General features: G+C 40.9%; 21 protein-coding genes. 19 read left to right on the top strand and 2 right to left on the bottom strand.

Annotated elements, in window-relative coordinates; genetic code table 11:
• Position 1 precedes the first annotated feature (1 nt).
• From AC5EUN_RS05905 to AC5EUN_RS05975, 15 genes are all read left to right on the top strand, one after another.
• Positions 2 to 451: a GNAT family N-acetyltransferase gene (locus tag AC5EUN_RS05905; protein WP_493352212.1), complete on the top strand. Its 450-nt coding sequence runs from the start codon at positions 2 to 4 to the stop codon at positions 449 to 451.
• Positions 452 to 453: 2 nt separating this feature from the next.
• Positions 454 to 939 carry a hypothetical protein gene (locus tag AC5EUN_RS05910; RefSeq protein ID WP_493352213.1) on the top strand — a complete coding sequence of 162 codons (486 nt, stop codon included), beginning with the start codon at positions 454 to 456 and terminating at the stop codon, positions 937 to 939.
• On the top strand, positions 939 to 1,409 hold the full coding sequence (locus AC5EUN_RS05915) for a hypothetical protein (protein ID WP_493352214.1): 471 nt from the start codon (positions 939 to 941) through the stop codon (positions 1,407 to 1,409). Before AC5EUN_RS05910 ends, AC5EUN_RS05915 begins: the two co-directional genes overlap by 1 nt.
• Complete coding sequence (locus tag AC5EUN_RS05920) at positions 1,409 to 3,478, top strand: methyl-coenzyme M reductase (protein WP_493352215.1); 2,070 nt, start codon at positions 1,409 to 1,411, stop codon at positions 3,476 to 3,478. Before AC5EUN_RS05915 ends, AC5EUN_RS05920 begins: the two co-directional genes overlap by 1 nt.
• Positions 3,478 to 6,333: a lytic transglycosylase domain-containing protein gene (locus AC5EUN_RS05925; protein ID WP_493352216.1), complete on the top strand. Its 2,856-nt coding sequence runs from the start codon at positions 3,478 to 3,480 to the stop codon at positions 6,331 to 6,333. Before AC5EUN_RS05920 ends, AC5EUN_RS05925 begins: the two co-directional genes overlap by 1 nt.
• A 43-nt stretch (positions 6,334 to 6,376) precedes the next feature.
• Complete coding sequence (locus AC5EUN_RS05930; RefSeq protein ID WP_131230427.1) at positions 6,377 to 6,601, top strand: hypothetical protein; 225 nt, start codon at positions 6,377 to 6,379, stop codon at positions 6,599 to 6,601.
• A gap of 66 nt (positions 6,602 to 6,667) precedes the next feature.
• A complete protein-coding gene (locus AC5EUN_RS05935) occupies positions 6,668 to 9,193 on the top strand; it encodes a hypothetical protein (protein ID WP_493352217.1) in 2,526 nt (841 codons plus the stop codon).
• On the top strand, positions 9,190 to 9,486 hold the full coding sequence (locus tag AC5EUN_RS05940; protein ID WP_493352218.1) for a hypothetical protein: 297 nt from the start codon (positions 9,190 to 9,192) through the stop codon (positions 9,484 to 9,486). Before AC5EUN_RS05935 ends, AC5EUN_RS05940 begins: the two co-directional genes overlap by 4 nt.
• A gap of 70 nt (positions 9,487 to 9,556) precedes the next feature.
• Positions 9,557 to 9,865: a hypothetical protein gene (locus AC5EUN_RS05945; protein ID WP_078390216.1), complete on the top strand. Its 309-nt coding sequence runs from the start codon at positions 9,557 to 9,559 to the stop codon at positions 9,863 to 9,865.
• Positions 9,865 to 11,553 (top strand): phage terminase large subunit, encoded by a 1,689-nt coding sequence (gene terL / locus AC5EUN_RS05950; RefSeq protein ID WP_493352219.1) that lies wholly within the window; start codon positions 9,865 to 9,867, stop codon positions 11,551 to 11,553. The genes AC5EUN_RS05945 and terL overlap by 1 nt, the downstream gene beginning before the upstream one ends.
• Before the next feature lie 9 nt (positions 11,554 to 11,562).
• Positions 11,563 to 13,854: a hypothetical protein gene (locus tag AC5EUN_RS05955; protein ID WP_493352220.1), complete on the top strand. Its 2,292-nt coding sequence runs from the start codon at positions 11,563 to 11,565 to the stop codon at positions 13,852 to 13,854.
• Positions 13,855 to 13,863: 9 nt separating this feature from the next.
• Positions 13,864 to 14,211, top strand: coding sequence for a hypothetical protein (locus tag AC5EUN_RS05960; RefSeq protein WP_493352221.1), 348 nt, complete (start codon positions 13,864 to 13,866; stop codon positions 14,209 to 14,211).
• A gap of 139 nt (positions 14,212 to 14,350) precedes the next feature.
• On the top strand, positions 14,351 to 14,632 hold the full coding sequence (locus tag AC5EUN_RS05965) for a phage holin family protein (RefSeq protein WP_493352222.1): 282 nt from the start codon (positions 14,351 to 14,353) through the stop codon (positions 14,630 to 14,632).
• Entirely contained in the window at positions 14,622 to 15,131 is a 510-nt protein-coding gene (locus AC5EUN_RS05970) for a lysozyme (protein WP_493352223.1), read from the top strand. The genes AC5EUN_RS05965 and AC5EUN_RS05970 overlap by 11 nt, the downstream gene beginning before the upstream one ends.
• A complete protein-coding gene (locus tag AC5EUN_RS05975) occupies positions 15,132 to 15,527 on the top strand; it encodes a hypothetical protein (RefSeq protein ID WP_493352224.1) in 396 nt (131 codons plus the stop codon).
• A 177-nt stretch (positions 15,528 to 15,704) separates the two neighbouring features.
• On the opposite strand, the gene AC5EUN_RS05980 is transcribed toward AC5EUN_RS05975, so the two are convergent.
• Entirely contained in the window at positions 15,705 to 16,508 is an 804-nt protein-coding gene (locus AC5EUN_RS05980; RefSeq protein WP_493352225.1) for a hypothetical protein, read from the bottom strand.
• Between the two features lie 941 nt (positions 16,509 to 17,449).
• Here AC5EUN_RS05980 and AC5EUN_RS05985 point away from each other — a divergent pair.
• From AC5EUN_RS05985 to AC5EUN_RS06000, 4 genes are all read left to right on the top strand, one after another.
• Positions 17,450 to 17,695 (top strand): hypothetical protein, encoded by a 246-nt coding sequence (locus AC5EUN_RS05985; protein ID WP_004696593.1) that lies wholly within the window; start codon positions 17,450 to 17,452, stop codon positions 17,693 to 17,695.
• Positions 17,696 to 18,014: 319 nt separating this feature from the next.
• Positions 18,015 to 18,260: a hypothetical protein gene (locus AC5EUN_RS05990; protein WP_094148184.1), complete on the top strand. Its 246-nt coding sequence runs from the start codon at positions 18,015 to 18,017 to the stop codon at positions 18,258 to 18,260.
• A gap of 501 nt (positions 18,261 to 18,761) precedes the next feature.
• Positions 18,762 to 19,616, top strand: a complete 855-nt coding sequence (locus AC5EUN_RS05995; RefSeq protein WP_094148185.1) for a 3'(2'),5'-bisphosphate nucleotidase CysQ family protein — start codon at positions 18,762 to 18,764, stop codon at positions 19,614 to 19,616.
• Positions 19,617 to 19,670: 54 nt separating this feature from the next.
• Positions 19,671 to 20,402 (top strand): histidine phosphatase family protein, encoded by a 732-nt coding sequence (locus tag AC5EUN_RS06000; RefSeq protein WP_004696597.1) that lies wholly within the window; start codon positions 19,671 to 19,673, stop codon positions 20,400 to 20,402.
• A 134-nt stretch (positions 20,403 to 20,536) separates the two neighbouring features.
• Here the strand turns inward: AC5EUN_RS06000 and AC5EUN_RS06005 are convergent, their stop codons facing one another.
• Positions 20,537 to 20,977, bottom strand: a complete 441-nt coding sequence (locus AC5EUN_RS06005) for a hypothetical protein (RefSeq protein WP_130235144.1) — start codon at positions 20,975 to 20,977, stop codon at positions 20,537 to 20,539.
• Positions 20,978 to 21,168 lie beyond the last annotated feature (191 nt).

Consider the following 21,168-nt stretch of genomic DNA (forward strand, 5'->3'; position numbering starts at 1 on the left):
CATGCGAGTGCGTACAGCTAAGCTCTCCGATGTGCCTGCTTTGGTCGCATTAGGGCAAGAATTTATTAAAGAAGCGCCAAACTATCAAAAACGTCCATACATGACTGATAAGGCGGCAGAGCATTTCACTCATTTAATTAATGGCGGTGGTGTGATTTTCATCGTTGAGCAAGATCACGAAATCATGGGCGGTTTTGCTGGGCGTATCGGTGGTGACTGGTTCAACAACACCAAAATTGCTTTTGATGACGTGATGTATGTAAAGCCTGAATTTCGCAAGACACGAGCAGCTTATGTACTCATTCAAACGTTCATTGGTTGGGCGGCTGCTATGGGTGTGAATCGAATCCAGTGCGGTACCACGACTGGTGTTGAATCTCGTGCTTGTATTCGACTCTATGAGCATTTCGGTTTTATGCAATACGGCACTGTTTTGGATATGGAGCTATAAACATGAATGACGTTATTCCACATGAAAATAAAGAGCTGTTAGCTCAAATCCTTGGAGAAGTTCAAAACCGTGCATACATTGACGTTGTACGAGATATTCAACAGCAAATTACGGATCAAGCTGAATTGATTGAAGTGCCAGTGGTTCATCATTTTGCACCAGGTGTGTATATGCGTCAGATGGATGCAAAAGCCGGCACATTGATTGTCAGTAAGATGCATCGAACCGAGCATATGAATGTTTTGCTAAGTGGGTCGCTTACAGTCGCTACCGAAAATGGCATTGAATATTTAAAAGCACCCGCCGTGATTAAGTCTATGCCTGGCACAAAACGCATCGGTTACTTTCATGAAGATACGTCTTGGATGACGGTACACCCAACAGACAGTACTGATTTAGAAGAAATCGAAAAGCAGGTGATTGTTCCTGAAGAAGAGATTGATCAATTCCTTGCATCACTCCAAAGCAAATGTAAGGAGATTGAATAATGTCATGGGCAATGGTTGCGGCTGCGGCCGCTGTAGCAGGTGCAGCAATTTCAGGTTATTCGAGCTACCAAAATAACAAAGCTGCAGGTGAACAAGCCGAAGCCGATGCGAGTGCTGAAAAAGCGCGTGGACGCTTGGAAGCAGACCGTATTCGTAAGGAGAAAGAAAAAACTCAATCTGCTGCGCGTGCTGCTTTGGCTCAGAATGGACTAGATGTGAATGAAGGCACGGCACTGGTCATTAACGATGAAATTGAACAGGCTGCAAATTACGATGCCAATATGGCCGAAGTCACAGGCTATAACTCCTCACAGCGATTGAAAGCACAAGCCAGCCAATTTAAAAACAATGCGAATACGGCAGCAGCAACAGGTGTTTTAAATACGGTTTCAGCGGGTGCTAGTGGCTACAGTGCTCTTACCCAGCAGACAAATAAAACGCAAGGTTCGACAAGTGGGGGGTGGAAATAATGCCGAGAATTCCGATGGGTAATTTTGGTAAAGCAATGCCTGAAGTTCAACGTATTGCTGTACCCCAAAACAACTTAGATCAGCTTGGTTCAGCCATTGCTAACGCTGGAAGTTCCGTACATGGTGCAGCTCAGGAAATCGATAAGCAAAAGCAAGAGGCCGAATTGAGTGCTAAACGCCTTGAACTGTACAACAATGATCTAGCCAAGCAAGAAGCGAAAGTGAAACTTGATGACATCATGACCACTGAAATGAGTGAGCAAGTTACGCTTGTGAAAAATGGTGTGTCGAATGGCGATTACAACGCCAAGGCTGGGCAAGAGGCACTAAACAAATGGTCAGAAGATCGATACAAGCAAATTGAATCAGAGCTACCTGAGTTTGCGCGTCCAGATTTAAACAATTATTGGCGCGATAATGTGAATCGTCAGGCTTCAGGTTTATTGCCGTTGCAACTACGTGCCGATATGCAAAAAGGTGTTGTTCTAGCAGATCGCTATGGCGACATTGCTTCACGTTATGATCGCAAGCAAGGGCGTGCATATTTAGAATCCAATCTTGCTAGCTTGAATCTACCTGCAGCGGATGTACAAGCACGGGTAAATGCCTTTGAATCAGGCCAAGACATTCTTGAAATTGAGGGTGCTATTTCCAGTGCTGTAGAGAATAAAGACACCAATTCACTGCACCAGTTGATTACCAAAATGGATAATGGTGGCTTTGGTTATACCGATGGACAGACATTACAGCAAAAGAAAAATCAGGTTTTAAGCCGTATTGATGCAATTGATACCCAAGTACGAGTTGAAGAAAATAAGCGCAATTCAGAAGCTACCAAGCTTTTGAATGACTATAAAGCCAACGTACTAACAGGCCGCGCCCAAGACTCAGAATATGAGAACAATGTAGGCAAGGCTGTAGCGGGAACGGAAAGCGAAACTGAGTTTAAATTTCTGCAAAAGCAGTCGGTAAATTTTCAGCGTTTTGCCAATAAATCTACATCTGAACAGCAAAGACTGATCAATGAACAAAAGGCAAAAATGAAAAATACACCATCTGCTAATGCTGCAGATGAAGAAAAGATTTTGAATGCATATGAGGATATTTATAAATCCAAGCTACAGACGGCTAAAACCAACCCTAATCAGGTTGTTCGTGAAGCGGGCTTGCAAGTGCATAGCTTAGGTGGAAACACGCTTAAATCGAATCCTAGTGAATGGATTGATGGTGCAGTGGATAACGGTATTAGCCAGTTGTCTTTAAAAGATGCCAATATTACTTTGAGACCAATTTCTGAGGAAGATTTACCCGAAGCGAAGAAAGCGTTTGATGGTATGGGAGTCAATGAAAAACTGAATTTTATTAGTGGTCTAATCTCTAAATCCAAAGGGCATCCAAGAGGGGCAAGCATTTGGGGAGCTGTATTAGGTCAGTTAGGGTCAGGCGATCAAAACTATGTAGCTGCTGGCCTTGCTGATATGAATAAATTTCAAAGCACTGAGGGGCGTAAGCTTTCAACCTCCATCGTCAACGGGACACAAATTCTAAAAAACAAACAGCTCATCATGCCTAAGGATGCAGACTTAAAATCAGCATTTAACAACTATGTGGGCAATACCGTATCAGGTACGAGTGCTAATAATGCTTATAACGTATTCCGTGCAGTGTATGCCGATACCATGGAGGCACGAAATTTACAGCATGACAAAGCAGACGAGCTGCCGAATAAAGAGGTGCTGAAATTTGCTTTAAGTTTTGCAACAGGCGGTGTTCATCAACAGTCAGGAACACTTAAAAATTATATGGGTGGAAAGCTAGAGGACTGGAAAGTAGCTATGCCTTACGGAATGACCGATGACGCTTTTGAAAGTCGTCTCGATGCTGGTTATGCATCATTGGCCAAGCACACAGGCATGACCGAGGCAGAGCTTAAAACCTTACGTTTACGACAATCACCAGTGCGTAGCAAAAAGGGTGAAATTCAATACGATTTACTCAACGAGCGTGGCAATCCATTGCAGATCGATGGTGTTAATTGGCGAATCATGATTAATGGAGCAACCAAGTAATGAATTGGCTCAGTGAAATTGATGATAGCGAACAGCAATCTATCAATCAAATGAATGCAGGCGGCTTGGGTAAAGCTCCACAGCAGTCTAAAAAAGAAGCTGGCTTATTTGATGGTGCTGCAACTGCTATTCCTCGTGGTGTGGCTGCGGGTGCGGTCAAGGTCTATGACACGGCTAAGAAACCTTTTGAACGTGTTGCTGATCATTTGCAGTACTCCATTGATGATGTGCGAAATGGCGGCCTAGATGGGGCATTAGATGTACGTGAAAAATCATTTTCAGATGTACATGAAGAAAAGAATAAAGACCGCCGTGACGCATTGGTGATGCAGGTTGAAGAACTTCAAGATGCGCCGAACTCAGGATTGGTCGGTAATATGCTTTTTGGTATTTCTGATATGGGTACACGTGTTTTGGCAGGTGCTCCACTTGGACCAGTGGGGGCAGCGCTGACAACTGGTGTAACCGAGGTCAATTACAGCCGTGAAGATTTAATTCAAAAAGGTGTTGATGAAGATACCGCAACTACAGCAGCCCTGATCGATGGTGGTGTTGCAGCGGCATCTACCGTACTTCCTTTAAGCTATGGATTTAAAGGCACAGGTGGCGTTATTAAGGACGCAGCTCTATCAGTAGGTGGTGCAACAGCATTATCAACTGCGGGCCAATACGCAAGCGGTCAGGTGCTTGAGTCTGAGGGCTATGATAAACAGGCCAAAAAGTATGAAATCACTGGTGAATCAGTTGCTACCGATGTGGTTTTGAATGCGCTTATGTTTGGTGGTGCACGTGGGGCAAGTCATTATTTAAATCGTACACCTGAGCAAGTGGAAGCTGACACAACGAAGGTGCAATCTGCTTTGGTTGCGAATGAGGTTGAATTTGATAATGCAGCTTCACCTGTTAAGCCATCGAATCCAGTGCAGGCCAATAATCATTTCAAGAATATGGATGAGGCGCAAACCAATTTGCGTTTAGGTCGACCAGTCAACGTACAGCACAGCGTTAAGGGCGAGGAAAAGCAGAAGCCAGTCAATTATGAAACTATGGCTTTGCCAAGCAATGCCAAGTCTATTGCACGTAAAGCGCAGCAGGAAGGTGTTAATCCTTCGGTGGCTCTTACTATCTCCCACATTGAAACAGGTGGAAGATTCAATCATACAGCGAAGAATCCGACATCATCTGCACATGGTTTATTCCAGATCCTGGATAAAACATGGAAAGGACAGGGCGGTGGGGATCGTTACAGTATTGATGAACAGATCAAGCAAGGTCTGAAGCACATCAAGAATGCCAATGCATCCATGCGCAAAAGTCTGGGGCGTGAGCCGGTAGAGCATGAACAGTATTTAGGGCATTTACTTGGACCAGGTGGGGCAGCTGCAGTTTTAAAAGCAGATCCAAATGCCAAACTGATTGATGTTGTCCGAAAATACGATTCAAAGAATGCCAATGACATTGTGAACAATAATGGCATGTCTGGTCTGACCGTTGGACAGGCAATTGGCAAATGGCGTAATAAATGGAATAGCTTAAGCTCTCGTTATGGTGGGAATGGTACAAGTACTGCAATGGGCATGGATGGTTCAAGTTATGACTTCGCGTATGAAATTAAATCATTAGGTGAGTTGATTGCGTCCAATGATGCAGCTTATGGAGTGAATCCGCTTTACCCAGCCGATTTACAACCACGTGACCGAACCCGCGAAGCATCACGCCAACAGATTGAGAATATGGCTGACGATTTAAAGCCTGAATGGTTGGGAGAATCTGCAAAGCTTTCAGACGGTGCACCAATTATCGGAGTGGACAATGTTGTTGAATCGGGCAATGGTCGCACACTAGCAATCAACCGTGCTTATGAAACAGGCAAGGCAGACAACTATCGAGCATATATTGAAAAATATGCCGCTGAAAAAGGTTGGGATATTTCAGGCATTGATCGACCTGTATTAGTCCGTACACGCTTAACAGATACAGACCGTGTGCAATTCACCAAGTTAGCCAATGAAGCCGATGTGGCGCAGTACAGTGCGTCTGAGCGTGCAACCAGTGACGTAGATCGTTTGCCTGATGCTTCATTACTGAAGATCAATAATGACGGTTCTATCAACTTAGATGGTTCGATGGACTTCATTCGCGGATTTGTGAACTCACTCCCGGAGTCTGAAAAGCCAAATATTTTGACCGACGATGGCCGCTTGTCACAGAGCGGGAAACAACGGATTGAATCGGCAATTATGCAGAGTGCGTACGATGATTCTAGTCTTGTAACGAGACTATATGAAAACATAGACGATGATAGTAAAACCGTTTTAAATGCTTTGCTACGTGCAGCTCCACAGTTGGCACAATTGGGTTCTTTGGTGAAACAGGGCGGGAGACATGCAAACACATTAGCAAAGGACCTATCTCAAGCCGCGCAAAAGCTCAGTGATTTAAAGGCTAATGGTCAAACTGTGGATGATTATTTAAACCAAATTCAGCTCATTGATGATGGTTTAAGTAATGGAGCAAAACAATTTTTAAATGTGTTTGATACCAATAAACGTAGTGCTAAAGCCATTTCGGACAACATCCAAGGTGAAATTGATCGCATCGATGGGATGGGCGACCCGCGACAAGGCTTACTCTTTGGTGGTGGTCCAGAAGAATCAGCCGCTTTAGACATCATCATGCAGAATCCAGATCAGCAGATTTCTGTTAGTCGTATGCGTCCAGATGGGGAAATGGAAGAAATCACCATGTCTTTACGTGAACGACTGGATGAGCTGGAAGCAGAAGCACGTCAGGCACAAGAAGATACTTTAGCGGCTCAGACTGCTATTAGTTGTGCTTTACAGTTTGGGGAGTAAATGTTAAATAACTGGTTTTGATATAAATATAGATGTAGGGAATATGTCCAATACAATTTTTTTGGTAGCTTATGTTACAGAAAATAATGAGGTAAAAAGTGCCACAATTTTTACTGATGTAAGTTATTCAGGCACTTTGGGCCCTAGAGCATTTGAACACTATGCGCAAGCCGTAAAAGTTAAGACAGGTGATACTGTTAAATATCTTTTAAACATTCAATCATTAGGTGTATTCAGTGAGCCTGAATCTGTTCAGTATCCATATTAATTTAAGTACACAGCAAACCACGCCTTAATCAATGCTCAGATAACTAAAACTATCTGAGCATTTTTTATGAAAGACCAATGCAAGGCCGCCGTAGCAAAAGCACTCGGCAAGGCAACACTAAACCAGCAAGAAGCAACCGACATTGAAAACCGTATTAAGTCAGCAATGCAGGCATTGGCCAAAAAAGACATTCAGACCTGGCGCAATCTATCCGATGCTGAAAAACTGGTGAAAGCCGGTGAATTTGTGGCACAGGATATTCAGGATCAGCTTAAACGTAAGCACGCCATAGCAGCACGTGACATTCTTACTCAAAGTAAAAACCTTGCCTTACTCGATCATCCAACACTTTCATCCAGTGAAGTTGTAGACCGTCTAGTTGCGCCTCATGGTGATATGTCAGGTGTTCAATCTATCGACTCCAAAGCACGTGCGATTGCATCCGTAAACCGCGGTGAGCTGGTGGACTTCTATACCAATGTTAAAGGCGGTTTAGGTGTGTTTACCGATGCAGAACTAGTTCAGAAGATCGTACGTGAACGATTCAATGACAGTACCGGTGATCCGTTGGCCAAGAAGATTTCAGACAAAATGGGTGAAGTCTTTGAAGGTATGCGTGAACGCTTTAACCGTGCCGGTGGTGATATTGGAAAACTGGATGATTGGGGATTACCGCAGACGCATAGCTTAGAAAAGATTGTATTAGCCGGCAAACAGGCATGGGTGCAGAAAGCAGAAGGCTTAATCGACACTTCAAAATACGTGCATGAGGATGGCACGTACTATTCACAGCAAGAGATCCGCGAACTACTCGAATACTCATTCGATACCTTGAGCAGCAACGGTGCCAATAAAACTGAAATTGGCCGTCAGTCCTTCGGGGGTAATTCAAAGGTCACCAGCCGTCATTCTGAAAGCCGGGTACTGCATTTTAAGGATGCTGAATCATGGATGGAATATCAGTCTGAGTTTGGCGGTATGCCGTTTGTAGACTTAGTGGAAGCACATATTAACGGCTTATCCAAAGATATTGCTATGGTGGAAAATCTTGGTAGTAGTCCTAGAAACTCCATGCGCATATTGATGGACGCAGCAGAGCAGAAAGACTGGCAAAAAGGAGTTGATGCAAACGATACAGGTAAGTCGCGGAAACGTGCACAGACCATGTTTGACGAGTTTTCAGGGCAGAATACACCGCAATCCGAAGTGCTGGCCAATATGGGTTTAGCGTACCGGTCAATGAATGTGGCATCGATGCTGGGCGGCACCACAATTTCATCCGTCACAGATCAGGCCATGATTGCAAAGACTGCATCGATCCATGGCATTGCATATCGTAAAACTTTTGGTGAACTGATTTCACAACTGAATCCGAAAAATAAAGAAGATCGGCAGCTGGCACACAGCTTAGGTCTGGCCACAGAAGAAATGCTCGGCAGTATTGCGCGTTGGTCTGATGATGGATTGACCTCAGTGCATGGCAAGTCACAGAAACTGGCTCGGGTATCCAGTGGTATTGCTTCACAGGTTATGCGCATATCTGGCCTGAATGCACTCACAGCAGCTTCAAAAGTCGGCTTTACCAAGATGCTTATGCATAAATACGGCACTTTAACCCGCTCTAAAGCATGGGCTGATCTGGACGCTATGGATCGTGAGCTGATAGAAAAAACTGGACTAAACGAACGCGCCTGGGAAGTCATGCGCCTAGCTGATCCGGTCGTGGATCGTAAAGGCAACCAGTTAATGTCTGCACGTTCTATCTATGAAATTCCAGATAATCAATTGACTCAATTTGGCGACCCACAAAAGATCCGTGACGAAGTAGCCACACAATTTCAGGCACATTTACTGGATGAACAAGGGATGGCCGTGGTTGAAGCTGGTTTGCGTGAACGCACATGGATGACACCGGGAATGCGAAAAGGTACGGCCATGGGTGAGATTGTGAAATCTATGCTGCAATTCAAGTCGTTCTCAGCAGCATTCCTTATGCGTCATGGTAGCCGAACAATGTCTCAGCAAGGCATACAAGGAAAGGCTGCTTATGCAATTCCATTGGTAGCTATGACAACCATTTTAGGTGGCTTAGTGGTACAGCTTAAAGAATTGGCCAACGGTAATGATCCGGCTACGATGTGGGATAGTGACGATCCGGACAAGACGATTGACTTCATGAAGCGCTCATTTGTTGCTGGAGGTGGTTTGCCGGTACTAGGTGATATTTTAGTTGCAGGAACTGATACCAGTGGGCGTGATGCTGGTGATTTTATTGCAGGCCCATTTGGATCAGATTTTAAATCTTTACTATCGCTGACGGTTGGGAATGCTACACAGCTATCAGACGGCACAGACACCAATGCGGGCAATGAAACCTTTAAATTTCTGAAAGGTAAAATCCCAGCACAAAACTTGTGGTACACCAAAGCTGCAACCAATCGAATGATTTTTGATGAAATGCAGGATATTATCTCACCAGGATACCGTGAAAAATTATTACGTAAAGCGGAACGCCAACACAACCGGACGCGCTTCTGGGGTGATGATATTGGTGATATTCAAGCGCCTGACTTTGAGAGGATTGTAGAGTGAAAATAATTAGTATTGGATTGGTTTTATTGCTTACTGGGTGTGCGACTTTAAACAATGGCTCAATGAATAAAATTCAGATAATTTCATCAAATAGTGAGTTGATCAATGGTTGCAAAAAATTAGGCCCAATTCATGTTGATATTCAGTCTTTGAGTTTTAATAAGATGGCAAATGATGAATTAATAAAACAAGCCTCAAGTTACGGTGCTGACACCATCGCCATTATTAATCGCCAAAATTTAGCACTAGGACATGTGATTATTGATGCCACAGCATTAAAGTGTTACGGCTAAACAAGTAAGATACCCAACAAACCACAATTTACTCCCCTATATATATGGCTTATATACGGGGGAATTTTTTATGCGTGATGACCAGGTAGAACGAATCAAATTACTTTCTGAAGAAATTGCCGATGACATGGTGAAAACTGCTGTCATGGCAATGGGTATTGGTCTTGGCTCAAATCAGGAGCGCGGGAATAAGGGGTTTATGTATAAGATCGTTAAGGATCAGGCGGGTGTCATGGCTACGCTTCAGCGAATCTTAGATATTAAATCAGGAGCAATTCCACCAATCAGCGCCACTCAAGCAACACAGGAAAAGTACGAACAGCAGCTAATTAAGAAAGCAGAAGAAGCAGCAGCTAAAGCCAAACAGCGTATGAGCTAATGACTAAACCGAAGATCAGCTTTTTAGCGTTCTTTCTACTTTGGGCTGAGCTACAAGGGTGGAAAGTTCCTATTTTCCATATTCAGGTCTGTATTTTCCTAGAAGAGTTTTATCTTAATGGGCGTACAGGCTTGCTCATGCTTCCGCGTGGACACTCTAAATCATCCATATTGGACGTATTTAATGCGTGGGTGATCTACTGCTGGCCTAACACTCAAATCTTGCACCAAGGCACTACGGATGCGGATGCTTATAAGTGTTCAAAAGGTACACGTGATGTTCTTGAGAGACATCCTTTATGTATTAGTAATCCTAATGTCGCTATTCGCCAAGGCGAAATTGAACGTTGGTTTGTAGAAGGCACACCAGACGTTCGTTACGGTACTATGCTGGCAAAAGGCATCTTGTCAGGTGTTACAGGACATCGTGCGCATTTCATCCAAAATGATGACGTTGAGACACCACAGACCACAGCAAACCCTGAGCAACGAGAGAAGCTACCTAAAAAGCTATCTGAACAAACACACATTGCTATTCCTGGTGCAAAACGTCTTTGGATTGGTACACCACACACCCATGATTCACTCTATGAAAAAATTAAGAAGCAGCGAAAAGTCAGTAAGCTGATTCTTAAAATGTTTGAAAAAGAAAAACGTGTTGAGGACAGCGTCAAAGGTCAAAAGGTATTACTCGACTTTGAACCGATACATGCATTCTCAGGCATTGGCGTAGGTGCGAAATATCTAAGAAAGGGTGAAAACTACGAATGCAGAAAATTAAATAATGCTTGGGAAGTCACCTTTTTAGAATCAAATTACATTGTCGATTTTTATTCTAAGGGAATTTGGGAAGAACGCTTTACGCCTGAAGAAATGGAATTCCGCCGTGAAGAGTGTAAAACCCTGAATGAATGGGATTCACAGTATCAGATGCATGCCAAGCCAATTGGTGATGTTCGTCTTGATCCTGACAAAATCCTTGCCTATGACTGTGAGCCAGTTTTGAGACGTTCGAATGGTCAATATCTCATGATGCTAGGGGAGCGCCGTATCGTGGGTATGTCAGCGAAATGGGACCCATCTAGCGGCAAGCTTAAATCTGATATTTCATCTGTAGCTTTATTCTTACATGACGATTTAGGTACGAAGTATTGGCATCGATCAATTGCTTTAACTGGTCCCGATATTATTACCAACGATGATGGTGAAATAGTCGGGGGGCAAGTTTGGCAACTTTGTGATCTAGTTGAAAAATACTATGTTCCAAAAATCGTAATTGAAACCAATGGTATTGGTGGCTTTGCTGGATCTTCACTCAAGTCAGCTTTGAAGAAGAGAAAGCTACGTTGTGGTGTGGAAGAACACCATGCAACATTGAATAAAAACAAACGGATTCTTGATGCTCTCGAAGGGCCTTTAATGTCTGGCCTTTTGTGGGCTCATATCTCTGTTTTGGTTACGACTGGTGTGAACGGTGACGAAGAAGATTCGGCAGTTGCTAAGCAAATGAGGGAATGGAATCCTGCGGTTTCAAGTCAACCCGATGACTACTTAGACTCAGCAGCAGGTGCAATTACTGATCAACCTGAACGTGTCGGAAAAATACACAGAACTAATGAAGTGAATGAACGCCCTAATTGGAGAACAGACGGTGGTGTTGCAGAAGCCACCTTAGATTTCAACGATTAGGGGGCAACTATGGCAGTCCAAGAACAAACACCATATGCTGAATTTATTGGGAATGGAGTAACGAGGAGCTTTCATTTAGAGTTTGACGTACTTGAGCAAGACCATTTAATTGTACTAGTGAATGATGTAGAACCATCACACGGTAGCTGGAGTCTTGATGTAATGGCAGACACGGTGACTTTTATTTTACCGCCAGTTACTGGGGCGATAATTAAAATACAGCGTGATACGCCGATGTCACGTTCAACCCAATATCAAAGCTACAATAATTCTTTTCGCCCTGCATCAGTAGATAATGATTTTGATACAATTTGGCGAAAAATGCAGGAATTAGGCGTTTTAAACTGGTTATCTAACAATAATATTAAAAACTTAAATGAATATGTTGATTCGCTAAATGATGAAACAAGATCAGCATTTTTCGCAATGATTGAAAAGCAAGGAGTCTCGTTAACTCAATTAGATAATTATGTTGATCAGCTATATAAAAAACTTGCAAATACAGCAACTGAAAAAGAATGGCTTGCTGAATTTATTGCGTACGGAGATCAAACGCAAAAGGAATTTAATGATGAAATTAATGAAAAATTGCTTAATCAAATGATTAGGTCTGGTCAGACATTAAATCTGGTCTCTGACTTTAATGCGCTTCCGGGGCTTGAGTGTACTATGGCGTTCAGAAGTGCAATTTTAGAAGCATTAAAAACAGGTAAGGCTTTATGTATTCCTGGATCACCTTATGATTATTTCTGTAGGGCACAAGTGTTACGTTTTTATCTAGATGAAGTTCCGTTATCAGCTAATAAATGTTTATTCATTTATGGTGATGGGGAGGCATCATGTTTAAAGCTTATGGACGGTGAAATTAAAGAGAAACACAGCTGGTGGCTTCGCTTTGAGCCTAAAATCAGTATGAAGTCTTTTTATTTCAAAAGCTTTAAGATGGATAATAATGCTCGTGGTAGTGCTCCGCCTCCAGAAGACGACAAATATTTTCATGAGCAATCACATACGATTAGCTTTGCTGGGGGAGTAGGCACGACAATTGATTCCATTACTTATGAAAATATGGTGGTCATTGATCCAGCAGCAGATAGTTTTAACAATTCATACCGTGGTATAGGTGGAACTATTCGCCACATCAATACAATTGAGCGTGGTAGAACAAGAGTTCGTGCATCTATTCAAGAAGGTTTTGGATTTAAAGAAATTATTATTTCAAATCCACTGGTTCACACAATTGAAGCTGAAGCCACAATTTCACCGACTGGTGGTTCTTGCTTTATTCAAATTAATGGCGGAACTGTAAACGTACTGGATACAGCAGCCAAAAGTGAAAATGATAATATTGAACTGGAAGTCAACAACCTACGGGTAAAAGAATTTTCTAATCTTGGTATTTTGAAAAAGCTACGTGTGAATGGTGGCCAGCTGCGGCTAAATAAGGAAAATCCGCGCTATCCATACTTAAAAGATGCGAAGTTTAGTAAGGTTGCTTTTGTATTGCCATATGACTCAGCCACAGGAGATTTAACTCAATTCGCATTTCTTCGTCGGGTGGATGAATTTAGCAAGTCTCTGGTCGAATGTGATGAGTGCGAATTTATTATAGATCATGAAGGTGATTTACCAATTCCTGTAACGAAAGCCTTGGTCACCAATGAAGGTGGAACAGCAATTACTACAGCAAATGTCGGCAATCATGTTTTAAGAATCACACGAAGCAAGTTTGATAAACGTGCTGCACGGTCAGTTTATGCGTATCGTATGGGTGTTGTAGAATTGAAGGATAACCGATATTCGGGCTCAGACTGTGCAATAGATTGGTATTCAACCAGTGGGCATGCAACAGACCTTACTATTGATGGTGGTGATTTCGCTACTGTGTCCGGCACAGCTTTAAAGCTTGGGGGGGTGTCAGAAGGTCATAAGCTAACCTTAAAAGGTGAGTGGAGTGGAAGTAAAGCACCAACTTACAAGCTTTTGAGTGGCGTTATATCAACTTATGCTCCTGCTATCTTTAATCACCGCACAATTTTAGCGAACGTCCTGCCCAATAATGCTTTAGCTGGGGATGTTTTTAAGTTAGGGAGTGCTGATGTTGTTTCAGGGACTGTTATTGAGTATCAATGTACTCTGTCTCACCTAACAGCCCCGAACTTTGTATGTTATAAACAGTTAGGGATTTATGAGGCAACAACTGCATTACTTCCTGTGCTTACCACAAAAGAAAAACTTGCAAGAGCAATTGATACAACCACAAACACTTTTAAAACATGGTCCGGCTCAGCTTGGATATAAGGAGAAGAAATGAAATTAATTGATTTTATTGGATCAGTGGGAATCATAGCGACATCGAGAGTGTATCGACAGGCCCCGGAGGGATCTACAGCTTACCGACCCGAAGATAAAACATACTATAAAGTAGATGGACTACAGACATATTATAATGATGGTGCTTGGGTGGAGCTTAATGAAGCCCTACCAGATGACGCTATTCAATTATCACATATCTTTAGAGTAGTTCAGGCAAGCGATATAGCGAATAGCAGCCACTCGCAGGAATCAATAGATGCCTTGGAGAAAATGAAGCTAAAAGAATTAGAGGTTGTTGAGTATATTGAATACCTACAGAATGCATTAAAAAATACTCTTTAATTAACCAATAAATCCATATAGACCCTGATCTCTAATAAAGATCAGGGTTTTTTACTGTCAACAGAAAACGATACTTAAAAGGCTCTAGTCAATAAAATTTGGTTAGGGCTTTTTTAATGTCAAAAATTGGGGGGGCGAAATGTCAGAAACAACAGGACAAGCAATTGCCGAAGCAAGTGCAGTAGTTACATCTGTTTCAACTAAAGCGGCAGTTGGTGGATCAATAGCGGGGTTGTCGGGGAAGTTTTTAGGATTAGATCCAATTACAGCAATTGGCTTGCTGGTGGCGGTTGCAGGCCTATTAGTGAGCTTTATGAGCTTCTTGATTAACTGGTACTACAAGCGTCAAGAAAACAAACGTGCAGATCAACTCCATCAAATTGCACTACGAAAAGCGAATGGTGAATGCAATGTCGAATAAAACCAAGATAGCTGTAACCATGGCAACCGTGATTAGTTTAGGTGGCCTTGCATGGACGCAAAGCCGAGAAGGGACTGTACTCAAGCCCTATTACGATAGTGTCAAGGTGGCAACTATTGGCACTGGCACAACTGTCTATCCAAATGGCAAAACTGTCAAAATCACTGATCCACCAATTACCAAGAAACAAGCAGCTGAATATCTACAATTCCACATGAATAAGGATGCCAAGATTTTCAATAAAACGCTTTTTGGTATTCCGCTTTCTCAAACTGAGTACGACTTGTACATGGACTTTACTTACCAGTTTGGCACTGGCGCATGGTCGCAGTCTTCCATGCTTCGAAACTTAAAATCACGCAACTATGTGCAGGCTTGTAAGTCGTTATTGAAGTGGAAGTATGCAGCAAAGCGCGATTGTTCAATCCGTTCAAATAACTGTTATGGCGTTTGGACACGACAGCAAGCACGTTATGAAAAATGCATGGGAGAAAACTAAATGCCCTTACTTTATTGGATTTGGAATAACAAGCGCTGGACCATAATCATTGTGCTTCTGATCTATGGTTTTTTTCAAACATGGCAATCCAATTCACTTGTAGGTGATTTGAACAAGGCCAATGCTGATTGTAAAACTAAGGTACAGCAAGAAGTCGATAAGGCGGTTAAGCCTTATAAGGATGCAGAACAAGAAGCGCAAGAACGAGCACAGAAAGCAGGTGAGGACTATGAACAAACCAAAGAAACCGAACGAGTCAAAACAGAAACGATTACACGTGAAGTGCAAAAGATCATTGAGCGTCCTGTTTATCTCAACACTTGTTTCGATGATGCTGGGGTGTCAGCAGTCAATGCCGCTGGTAATACCTCCAAACCTGAAAGCTCGTTGCCCTGATCTTCAAAAGCTTGAATCAGGGCAGGGTAAAGACATTCTACCCATTATGATTGATGACCGTCGCAAGTATGTGGATTGTCAGGGAAAGCACAAGGCAATCGTCTCAATAATAGAAACTACTTTATAAATCAATAATAAAAGTGTCAGATTAATCCATAAGAATTAAGAAGGGCACTTTTATTTAATTCTCTTACAAAGATGGGCTATGTCGGAACAATTATAGACTTTTGGTTCAATAATAGCTGCATCTCTTCTCTCCCATAGAAGTCTGTATTCATCTTGCCATTGATATCTTGGTAACTTCACGAATCCAATTTTGTCAATAGGCTGTCCATGTTGATCAAATTCAATATTACCATACGTTACTTTTTTTCTGCCGATCGGTATAAAACCTAAGCCCCATAAATATTTTCCTAAAATATGGTAAAAACTTTCAATATGTGCAATTTCTACACAGTACTCGCCGAAACTTTTTGCGAATTTTTGATGATCAGGGGTATTTGTAGTGCATAAAACATGAGCATTATTAAGAGTGCTACTAATGGTGACATTCTCCATTGTGAAGCTTTTTACATTCCCAATAATTTCAATTCCTCTTGATTTGAGATGTTCCCGCCAAAGGGGGTCTGAGTTATTAAGATGTTTTATTCTACAGACTTCTTTTCCCTCATCCATGTCGCCTTGATCAATATCTTCATATTCACGACAAGCCTGTAGTGTACTTAATCTAATCTGGCCCTTACAAAAATTATCAGCATGTATCTCTTTGTCAAAGTACCGATACACTTTAGTTATATTTGATGCTATTAAAATTTTATTTAAGTCACCCCACTCACTTTCTGATGAAGGTGAAATTCCCATTTTATTTAAATATTCTAGGTTAATAGTTCCATCACTATTAGTAGCATTATTAATATAATTTCTTTTAATTGCGTGTTCTTTTCTTTCTAAAAAAGAACCTCTTCTTTTTGCTTCGCCCATTCTTAAGTCCTCTGTGAATTATTTAATATACTTTATGTAGTAACTAAGTTTAATAATTTTTCGAAGATTATGATCACCAGACCTAATACTAAAAAACCACTCAATAGAATACTTTTTGCTTATAATGAATCAGGTATGTTTTTGAATGTGTACAGTAGTGTGTACATAAATATTTATAAAATTAAATATTAAATAAAAAAATATATCTAAATTAGGTGTTTACAATCTAAACCGTCCATATCAAAAATGATAATTGGCTTTTCCACTCAAAAAATCTCCAAGGTTTCAAAGTTCAGCAATCGCGATAGAAAACAGTTAGCAACCGATTTAGCAGTTTTGCTTTATGCAAATATGGCGTAATTATAGCGTATAGCTGTATAAGATTACGGGCTTGCATAGCCCATTGTCAAAAATTGAAGAATACGAGATCTCAATTTTTTAAGTAAGAACATATAAGATGTGTTAACTGCACATTGATCCACTGCAATATTGAAATTTCAGCATTAGGAATGATTCACTTTAATGAAGAAGGAAACGCTTTTATAAATATTCGATGAGAACGCTTAGAGCTGCCATTATTCTCCAAAAGCCGCTACTGTTGCTGCTGACCTAAATCAGCCATGGATTACAACGGACTGCATCATTGGTTTTGTCAGCTTTTCAGTACCACTTAGCTATTCGGCTTTCATGTCTATCTAATCTGTTTCATCAAATGTTCATTTTACATCGATACCATTAACACCACCTGAGGGTGATTTTTTATGTTTGAAACTAAATATAAACCACCTCAGCTGACGGAGAAAGATTCGTTGTATCCAGCTCAATAATGCAATAAAAGTAAGTTTTTTGACAAAAATAAAAATAAAGTGGTTTTGCTGGTTATTTACACAAGAATCGGTTAAAAAAGATGTGGCGAATGAGAATAAAATAGAGAGGAATGGATGAGTGAGTTAAATTTAGATTTTTTAGATGAAACCTTAGATAAATATGAAGCAAAAGGTAAGAAAAAGGCCATTAAAAAAATCCGTATTGGTTATATGCTCTATGCAAAATTTATGTCGAATAAAAAATTTGCAGAAAATGTAATGAGTTCATCTTTAGATCCAAATAAGCGGACTTATCGCAATACCAAGATTAAAATTACGCATGATGAATATGAGTTAACCTTTTTACGTAATGATGATTAAGTATTCAATTGTGTTAAAAACCCTAAGGTTTCATTTATTTGAAATATTTGGGCTGTAAAGTGTGCGACATAAAGTAATGAAAATATAATGATTAGATGATGTTTGTGCAGTTAAGCCTGTTTATTTGGAGAGAGGTAAACAGGTTTTTTATTATAATAACTTTCTGGTCTAAGTGATTACAGACAAAAAGCCCGATTTGTTTTGATACTGATCGGGCTTTCATTTTGCTATTGAAATGAAAATAGTGAGAAAGATGATTTCTGACATCTTTTGATCATATTGTTCATGGATAATCTTTTTTATTTTGAGTTGCTTCGATATGTCAATTGTTACTGCAAATGAACTAGACGATATTCTAAAAAAATTAATTTCCAAAAATAAAAAGCCTGAAAAGATTTTGATTGGTTATAAAGCATATAGCGAGCTTATGAATGATCGAAAGTTTTTGCATGAAGTCGCTAGTTCGGCTATGGATCCGAATAAAAGAAAGTATCAAAGGATTAAGATCAAAGTGACGCAGGATGAGTATCAATTAGAAGTGAAGTGTTCAGATAAAAATGAGTAGATGTACCGTAATTTAAAAAAACTGCAGGTATAACGCATTTTTTAATTGATGTATTTAAAATACAGGTTTATACTGTACTCCAAATTAAAGCGCTGTAGCTTTTCTTGTTTTATATCCCACGCTCCCATGCGTGGGATTTTTTTGCGCGATGATTTTTCCTAAAGTAATCAATTGGATGTATAAAGCTGAAAAGAAATTAAGAGTAAGCACAAATTAGAAACGGTCAGCTGGTGACTTTCTCTAGTCTCAATATTTAAGGTGTGGGTAAAGGTAAAGTCAGGTTGATTGGACTACTCAACCCAAAGTCAAAAGAAGAATTGGAATTGAGTGATATTTCCTGAGTGTCTTAGGCGTATAATATTTTTAAGGCAGTGTTGAAAAAGTGTTCGCGTGTTCTCACTCTGAGGTGACTGTATACCGTTGAATACGAGGCGATCAGTAGGCTGCTATCCCAATAGATGAACTTCTCAATCTATAACTTAATGAATAAAAGGCGGTCTCATGTTTAAGCCCACAACTGCACCTCAAGATGCGCTGATATTGCAACTTGTACCGATTGTGACTCAAGCGTGCGAGATTTTACGAGCAGAGTATCAAGCTTATGTTGCAGGTGGTGATTTTACAGTTGAACGAAAATCCGATCATTCACCAGTTACGCAAGCTGACTATCGTGTCAATCAATTTATTACCGATGCTTTAAACAAAGCCTTTCCTCATTTGCCTGTTCTTTCTGAAGAAGGGCAGCATGTGCATAGACAGCAGTGGCAGTCTTTTTGGATGCTTGATCCCTTAGATGGTACGAAAGAATTTTTGCATCAACGTCCAGAATTCACTATCAATCTCAGTCTTATCGAAGGTGCGCATACAACTTTTGCGGTGTTGGCTATTCCATGTGAACAGCAAGTTTACTTCTGTCCACTACACGGTCAGCCGTTAAAATACAATATGGAAAAAGACGTATGGTCTGAATATGTTCCAGTTGAAAACCACAGTGCTGTTCAAGTCGGCTTAAGTCAAAGTAGTCAGAGTAAGCCGCAGTATCAAGTATATTTAGAGCAGTTGGAAAAACTTACGCCTATTCAAGAGTATCGTGCAGGGAGTGCATATAAGTTCTGCATGGTGTTGGAAGACCGAGTCGATATTTACCCACGCTTTCACCCAACGAGTGAGTGGGATACCAGTGCTGGACAGTGTTTATTAGAGCGAATCGGTGGTGGTTTAGTTGATTTTCAGGGACGACCATTCGTATATAACCAAAGATTGAGTTTATTGAATGGCGGTTTTATTGCATATCGAAATAACGATATGAAAAAACTGGCATTACAAGCACTTGAACTAATGCCTTCGTCGGCTTGAGCTAAAAACTGAGCGTGCTATAGTGTTTTTTGAATTATTGAGTTGCTAGTGATTATGGCCTTAGAGTTACTCCCGCCTAGTATGTTGAAGGCAATCGATTTATTGCCAGATGCAAAAACGCCAGTGACGTTATTTACACGTCATTCCATTCGTGAAGTTGTTACGGGTCAGGGGCTTGCAGGCTATGATTTACAGTTGACGCATCAAGGGCGAGATTTGGCGGAGGCGTGGGGTTCCTATCTGATCGATAATACAGATCGAGTGATACAACACTGTATTTCTAGCCCAATTCAACGTTGTATTGATACCGCTGCACTAATGATTCAAGGGGCAGATGGACAAACCCTTGAGCCGAATACCCACCGTATTGAAATTATCGAACAAGGTTTATTGGTTGAGCCAGGCAGTTTTGTTTTGGATATTAAGCAAGCCGGCCCTTATTTTCAGCGTCAAGGTGCTCTAGGATTTATTAATAGCTTTGTGAATAATGCCTTACCCGGTATGAAGCATCCGATTCATGGCGTCGTAGATGTATTGGAGCTTATATATAACACGCATCCGAACAACCCTTATGGTTTGAGCCTTGCGGTCAGTCATGACACGATTTTAGCTGCGATTTTGGCGGTTATTTCAGGGCGCACGATTGTGACCAAAGAAGACTGGCCGAAAATGATGGAAGGTCTTTTTGTGTGGTTTGAGGGAGATGTGTTTTTGGAATCAAAATTGAAATGGATTTGGCGCGGAGAAATGAATGAACTGAATATTCATGAGTTTCAAAATCTGTAAGTGATTTGTTTATTAATAAAAATCAGCTATAAATCTCGTTGCTTCATTTAGACAGTTGTTTGAACGAAAAAAGAATATACGAGATTTATAGATCGATCATTTGTCACCGTTATTGAATGATATACCACATAAGTTTAACTTTTTGCTTTGAGTCGATTGGGAAAATCGAGCAAGTCGATACTTAGGCCTTCATCATTTAAAGGCCATAATGAGGTATTCACTGCTACGCTGTGCTGATGAATACGATTGTATTTATCTGCAGCAATGAGCGTGGCAATCTCATGATTCGAAAGGGTATAAGCATTGACAACATCGGCTGGATATTGAGTACGGTCATAAAACTCAGCTTCCGTTTCCCCTTGGTGCAGTGCAAAAATACGTTCAATTGCAGGTAAATAGACGCCATAGCCTAACCATGCGTCAACGCCCTGAGAGGCCTGAATTTCTGCGGTTCCGCGCATATTTGAGATGACTTTGGCGAGTATGTCTTTTTCACCTTTGGCATGAAAATACTCAATATATTGTTGTTCTGTCGGTTGGAATTTTTCAAGTGTTGGAAGAAATTTATTAATCATGCTATTCCCCAGTAGAACATTCTATGTGGTTTCATTATAAGAAAACAGAATACCATAATTTATTTATGGGATTTTAATCATTTTGGATTTAAAAATTAGAATAAGCTACGTGCTTACAAAGAAAATTAATTGAAATATCTTTTTTTAAAAAATTAACTGACAAATATTGGCACTATATTGGTGCAAATTCA

This window comes from Acinetobacter sp. CAU_H_S170_2, assembly GCF_058890445.1.

What these genes read in the sequence shown, in the direction of transcription:
- terL (WP_493352219.1), top strand. Translation starts at nt 9,865, where the DNA reads ATGACTAAACCGAAGATCAGCTTTTTAGCGTTCTTTCTACTTTGGGCT.
- AC5EUN_RS05965 (WP_493352222.1), top strand. Translation starts at nt 14,351, where the DNA reads ATGTCAGAAACAACAGGACAAGCAATTGCCGAAGCAAGTGCAGTAGTT.
- AC5EUN_RS05905 (WP_493352212.1), top strand. Translation starts at nt 2, where the DNA reads ATGCGAGTGCGTACAGCTAAGCTCTCCGATGTGCCTGCTTTGGTCGCA.
- AC5EUN_RS05955 (WP_493352220.1), top strand. Translation starts at nt 11,563, where the DNA reads ATGGCAGTCCAAGAACAAACACCATATGCTGAATTTATTGGGAATGGA.
- AC5EUN_RS05920 (WP_493352215.1), top strand. Translation starts at nt 1,409, where the DNA reads ATGCCGAGAATTCCGATGGGTAATTTTGGTAAAGCAATGCCTGAAGTT.
- AC5EUN_RS05960 (WP_493352221.1), top strand. Translation starts at nt 13,864, where the DNA reads ATGAAATTAATTGATTTTATTGGATCAGTGGGAATCATAGCGACATCG.
- AC5EUN_RS05970 (WP_493352223.1), top strand. Translation starts at nt 14,622, where the DNA reads ATGTCGAATAAAACCAAGATAGCTGTAACCATGGCAACCGTGATTAGT.
- AC5EUN_RS05930 (WP_131230427.1), top strand. Translation starts at nt 6,377, where the DNA reads ATGTCCAATACAATTTTTTTGGTAGCTTATGTTACAGAAAATAATGAG.
- AC5EUN_RS05995 (WP_094148185.1), top strand. Translation starts at nt 18,762, where the DNA reads ATGTTTAAGCCCACAACTGCACCTCAAGATGCGCTGATATTGCAACTT.
- AC5EUN_RS05975 (WP_493352224.1), top strand. Translation starts at nt 15,132, where the DNA reads ATGCCCTTACTTTATTGGATTTGGAATAACAAGCGCTGGACCATAATC.
- AC5EUN_RS05980 (WP_493352225.1), bottom strand. Translation starts at nt 16,508, where the DNA reads ATGGGCGAAGCAAAAAGAAGAGGTTCTTTTTTAGAAAGAAAAGAACAC.
- AC5EUN_RS06000 (WP_004696597.1), top strand. Translation starts at nt 19,671, where the DNA reads ATGGCCTTAGAGTTACTCCCGCCTAGTATGTTGAAGGCAATCGATTTA.
- AC5EUN_RS05945 (WP_078390216.1), top strand. Translation starts at nt 9,557, where the DNA reads ATGCGTGATGACCAGGTAGAACGAATCAAATTACTTTCTGAAGAAATT.
- AC5EUN_RS05925 (WP_493352216.1), top strand. Translation starts at nt 3,478, where the DNA reads ATGAATTGGCTCAGTGAAATTGATGATAGCGAACAGCAATCTATCAAT.
- AC5EUN_RS05910 (WP_493352213.1), top strand. Translation starts at nt 454, where the DNA reads ATGAATGACGTTATTCCACATGAAAATAAAGAGCTGTTAGCTCAAATC.
- AC5EUN_RS06005 (WP_130235144.1), bottom strand. Translation starts at nt 20,977, where the DNA reads ATGATTAATAAATTTCTTCCAACACTTGAAAAATTCCAACCGACAGAA.
- AC5EUN_RS05985 (WP_004696593.1), top strand. Translation starts at nt 17,450, where the DNA reads ATGAGTGAGTTAAATTTAGATTTTTTAGATGAAACCTTAGATAAATAT.
- AC5EUN_RS05935 (WP_493352217.1), top strand. Translation starts at nt 6,668, where the DNA reads ATGAAAGACCAATGCAAGGCCGCCGTAGCAAAAGCACTCGGCAAGGCA.
- AC5EUN_RS05990 (WP_094148184.1), top strand. Translation starts at nt 18,015, where the DNA reads ATGTCAATTGTTACTGCAAATGAACTAGACGATATTCTAAAAAAATTA.
- AC5EUN_RS05915 (WP_493352214.1), top strand. Translation starts at nt 939, where the DNA reads ATGTCATGGGCAATGGTTGCGGCTGCGGCCGCTGTAGCAGGTGCAGCA.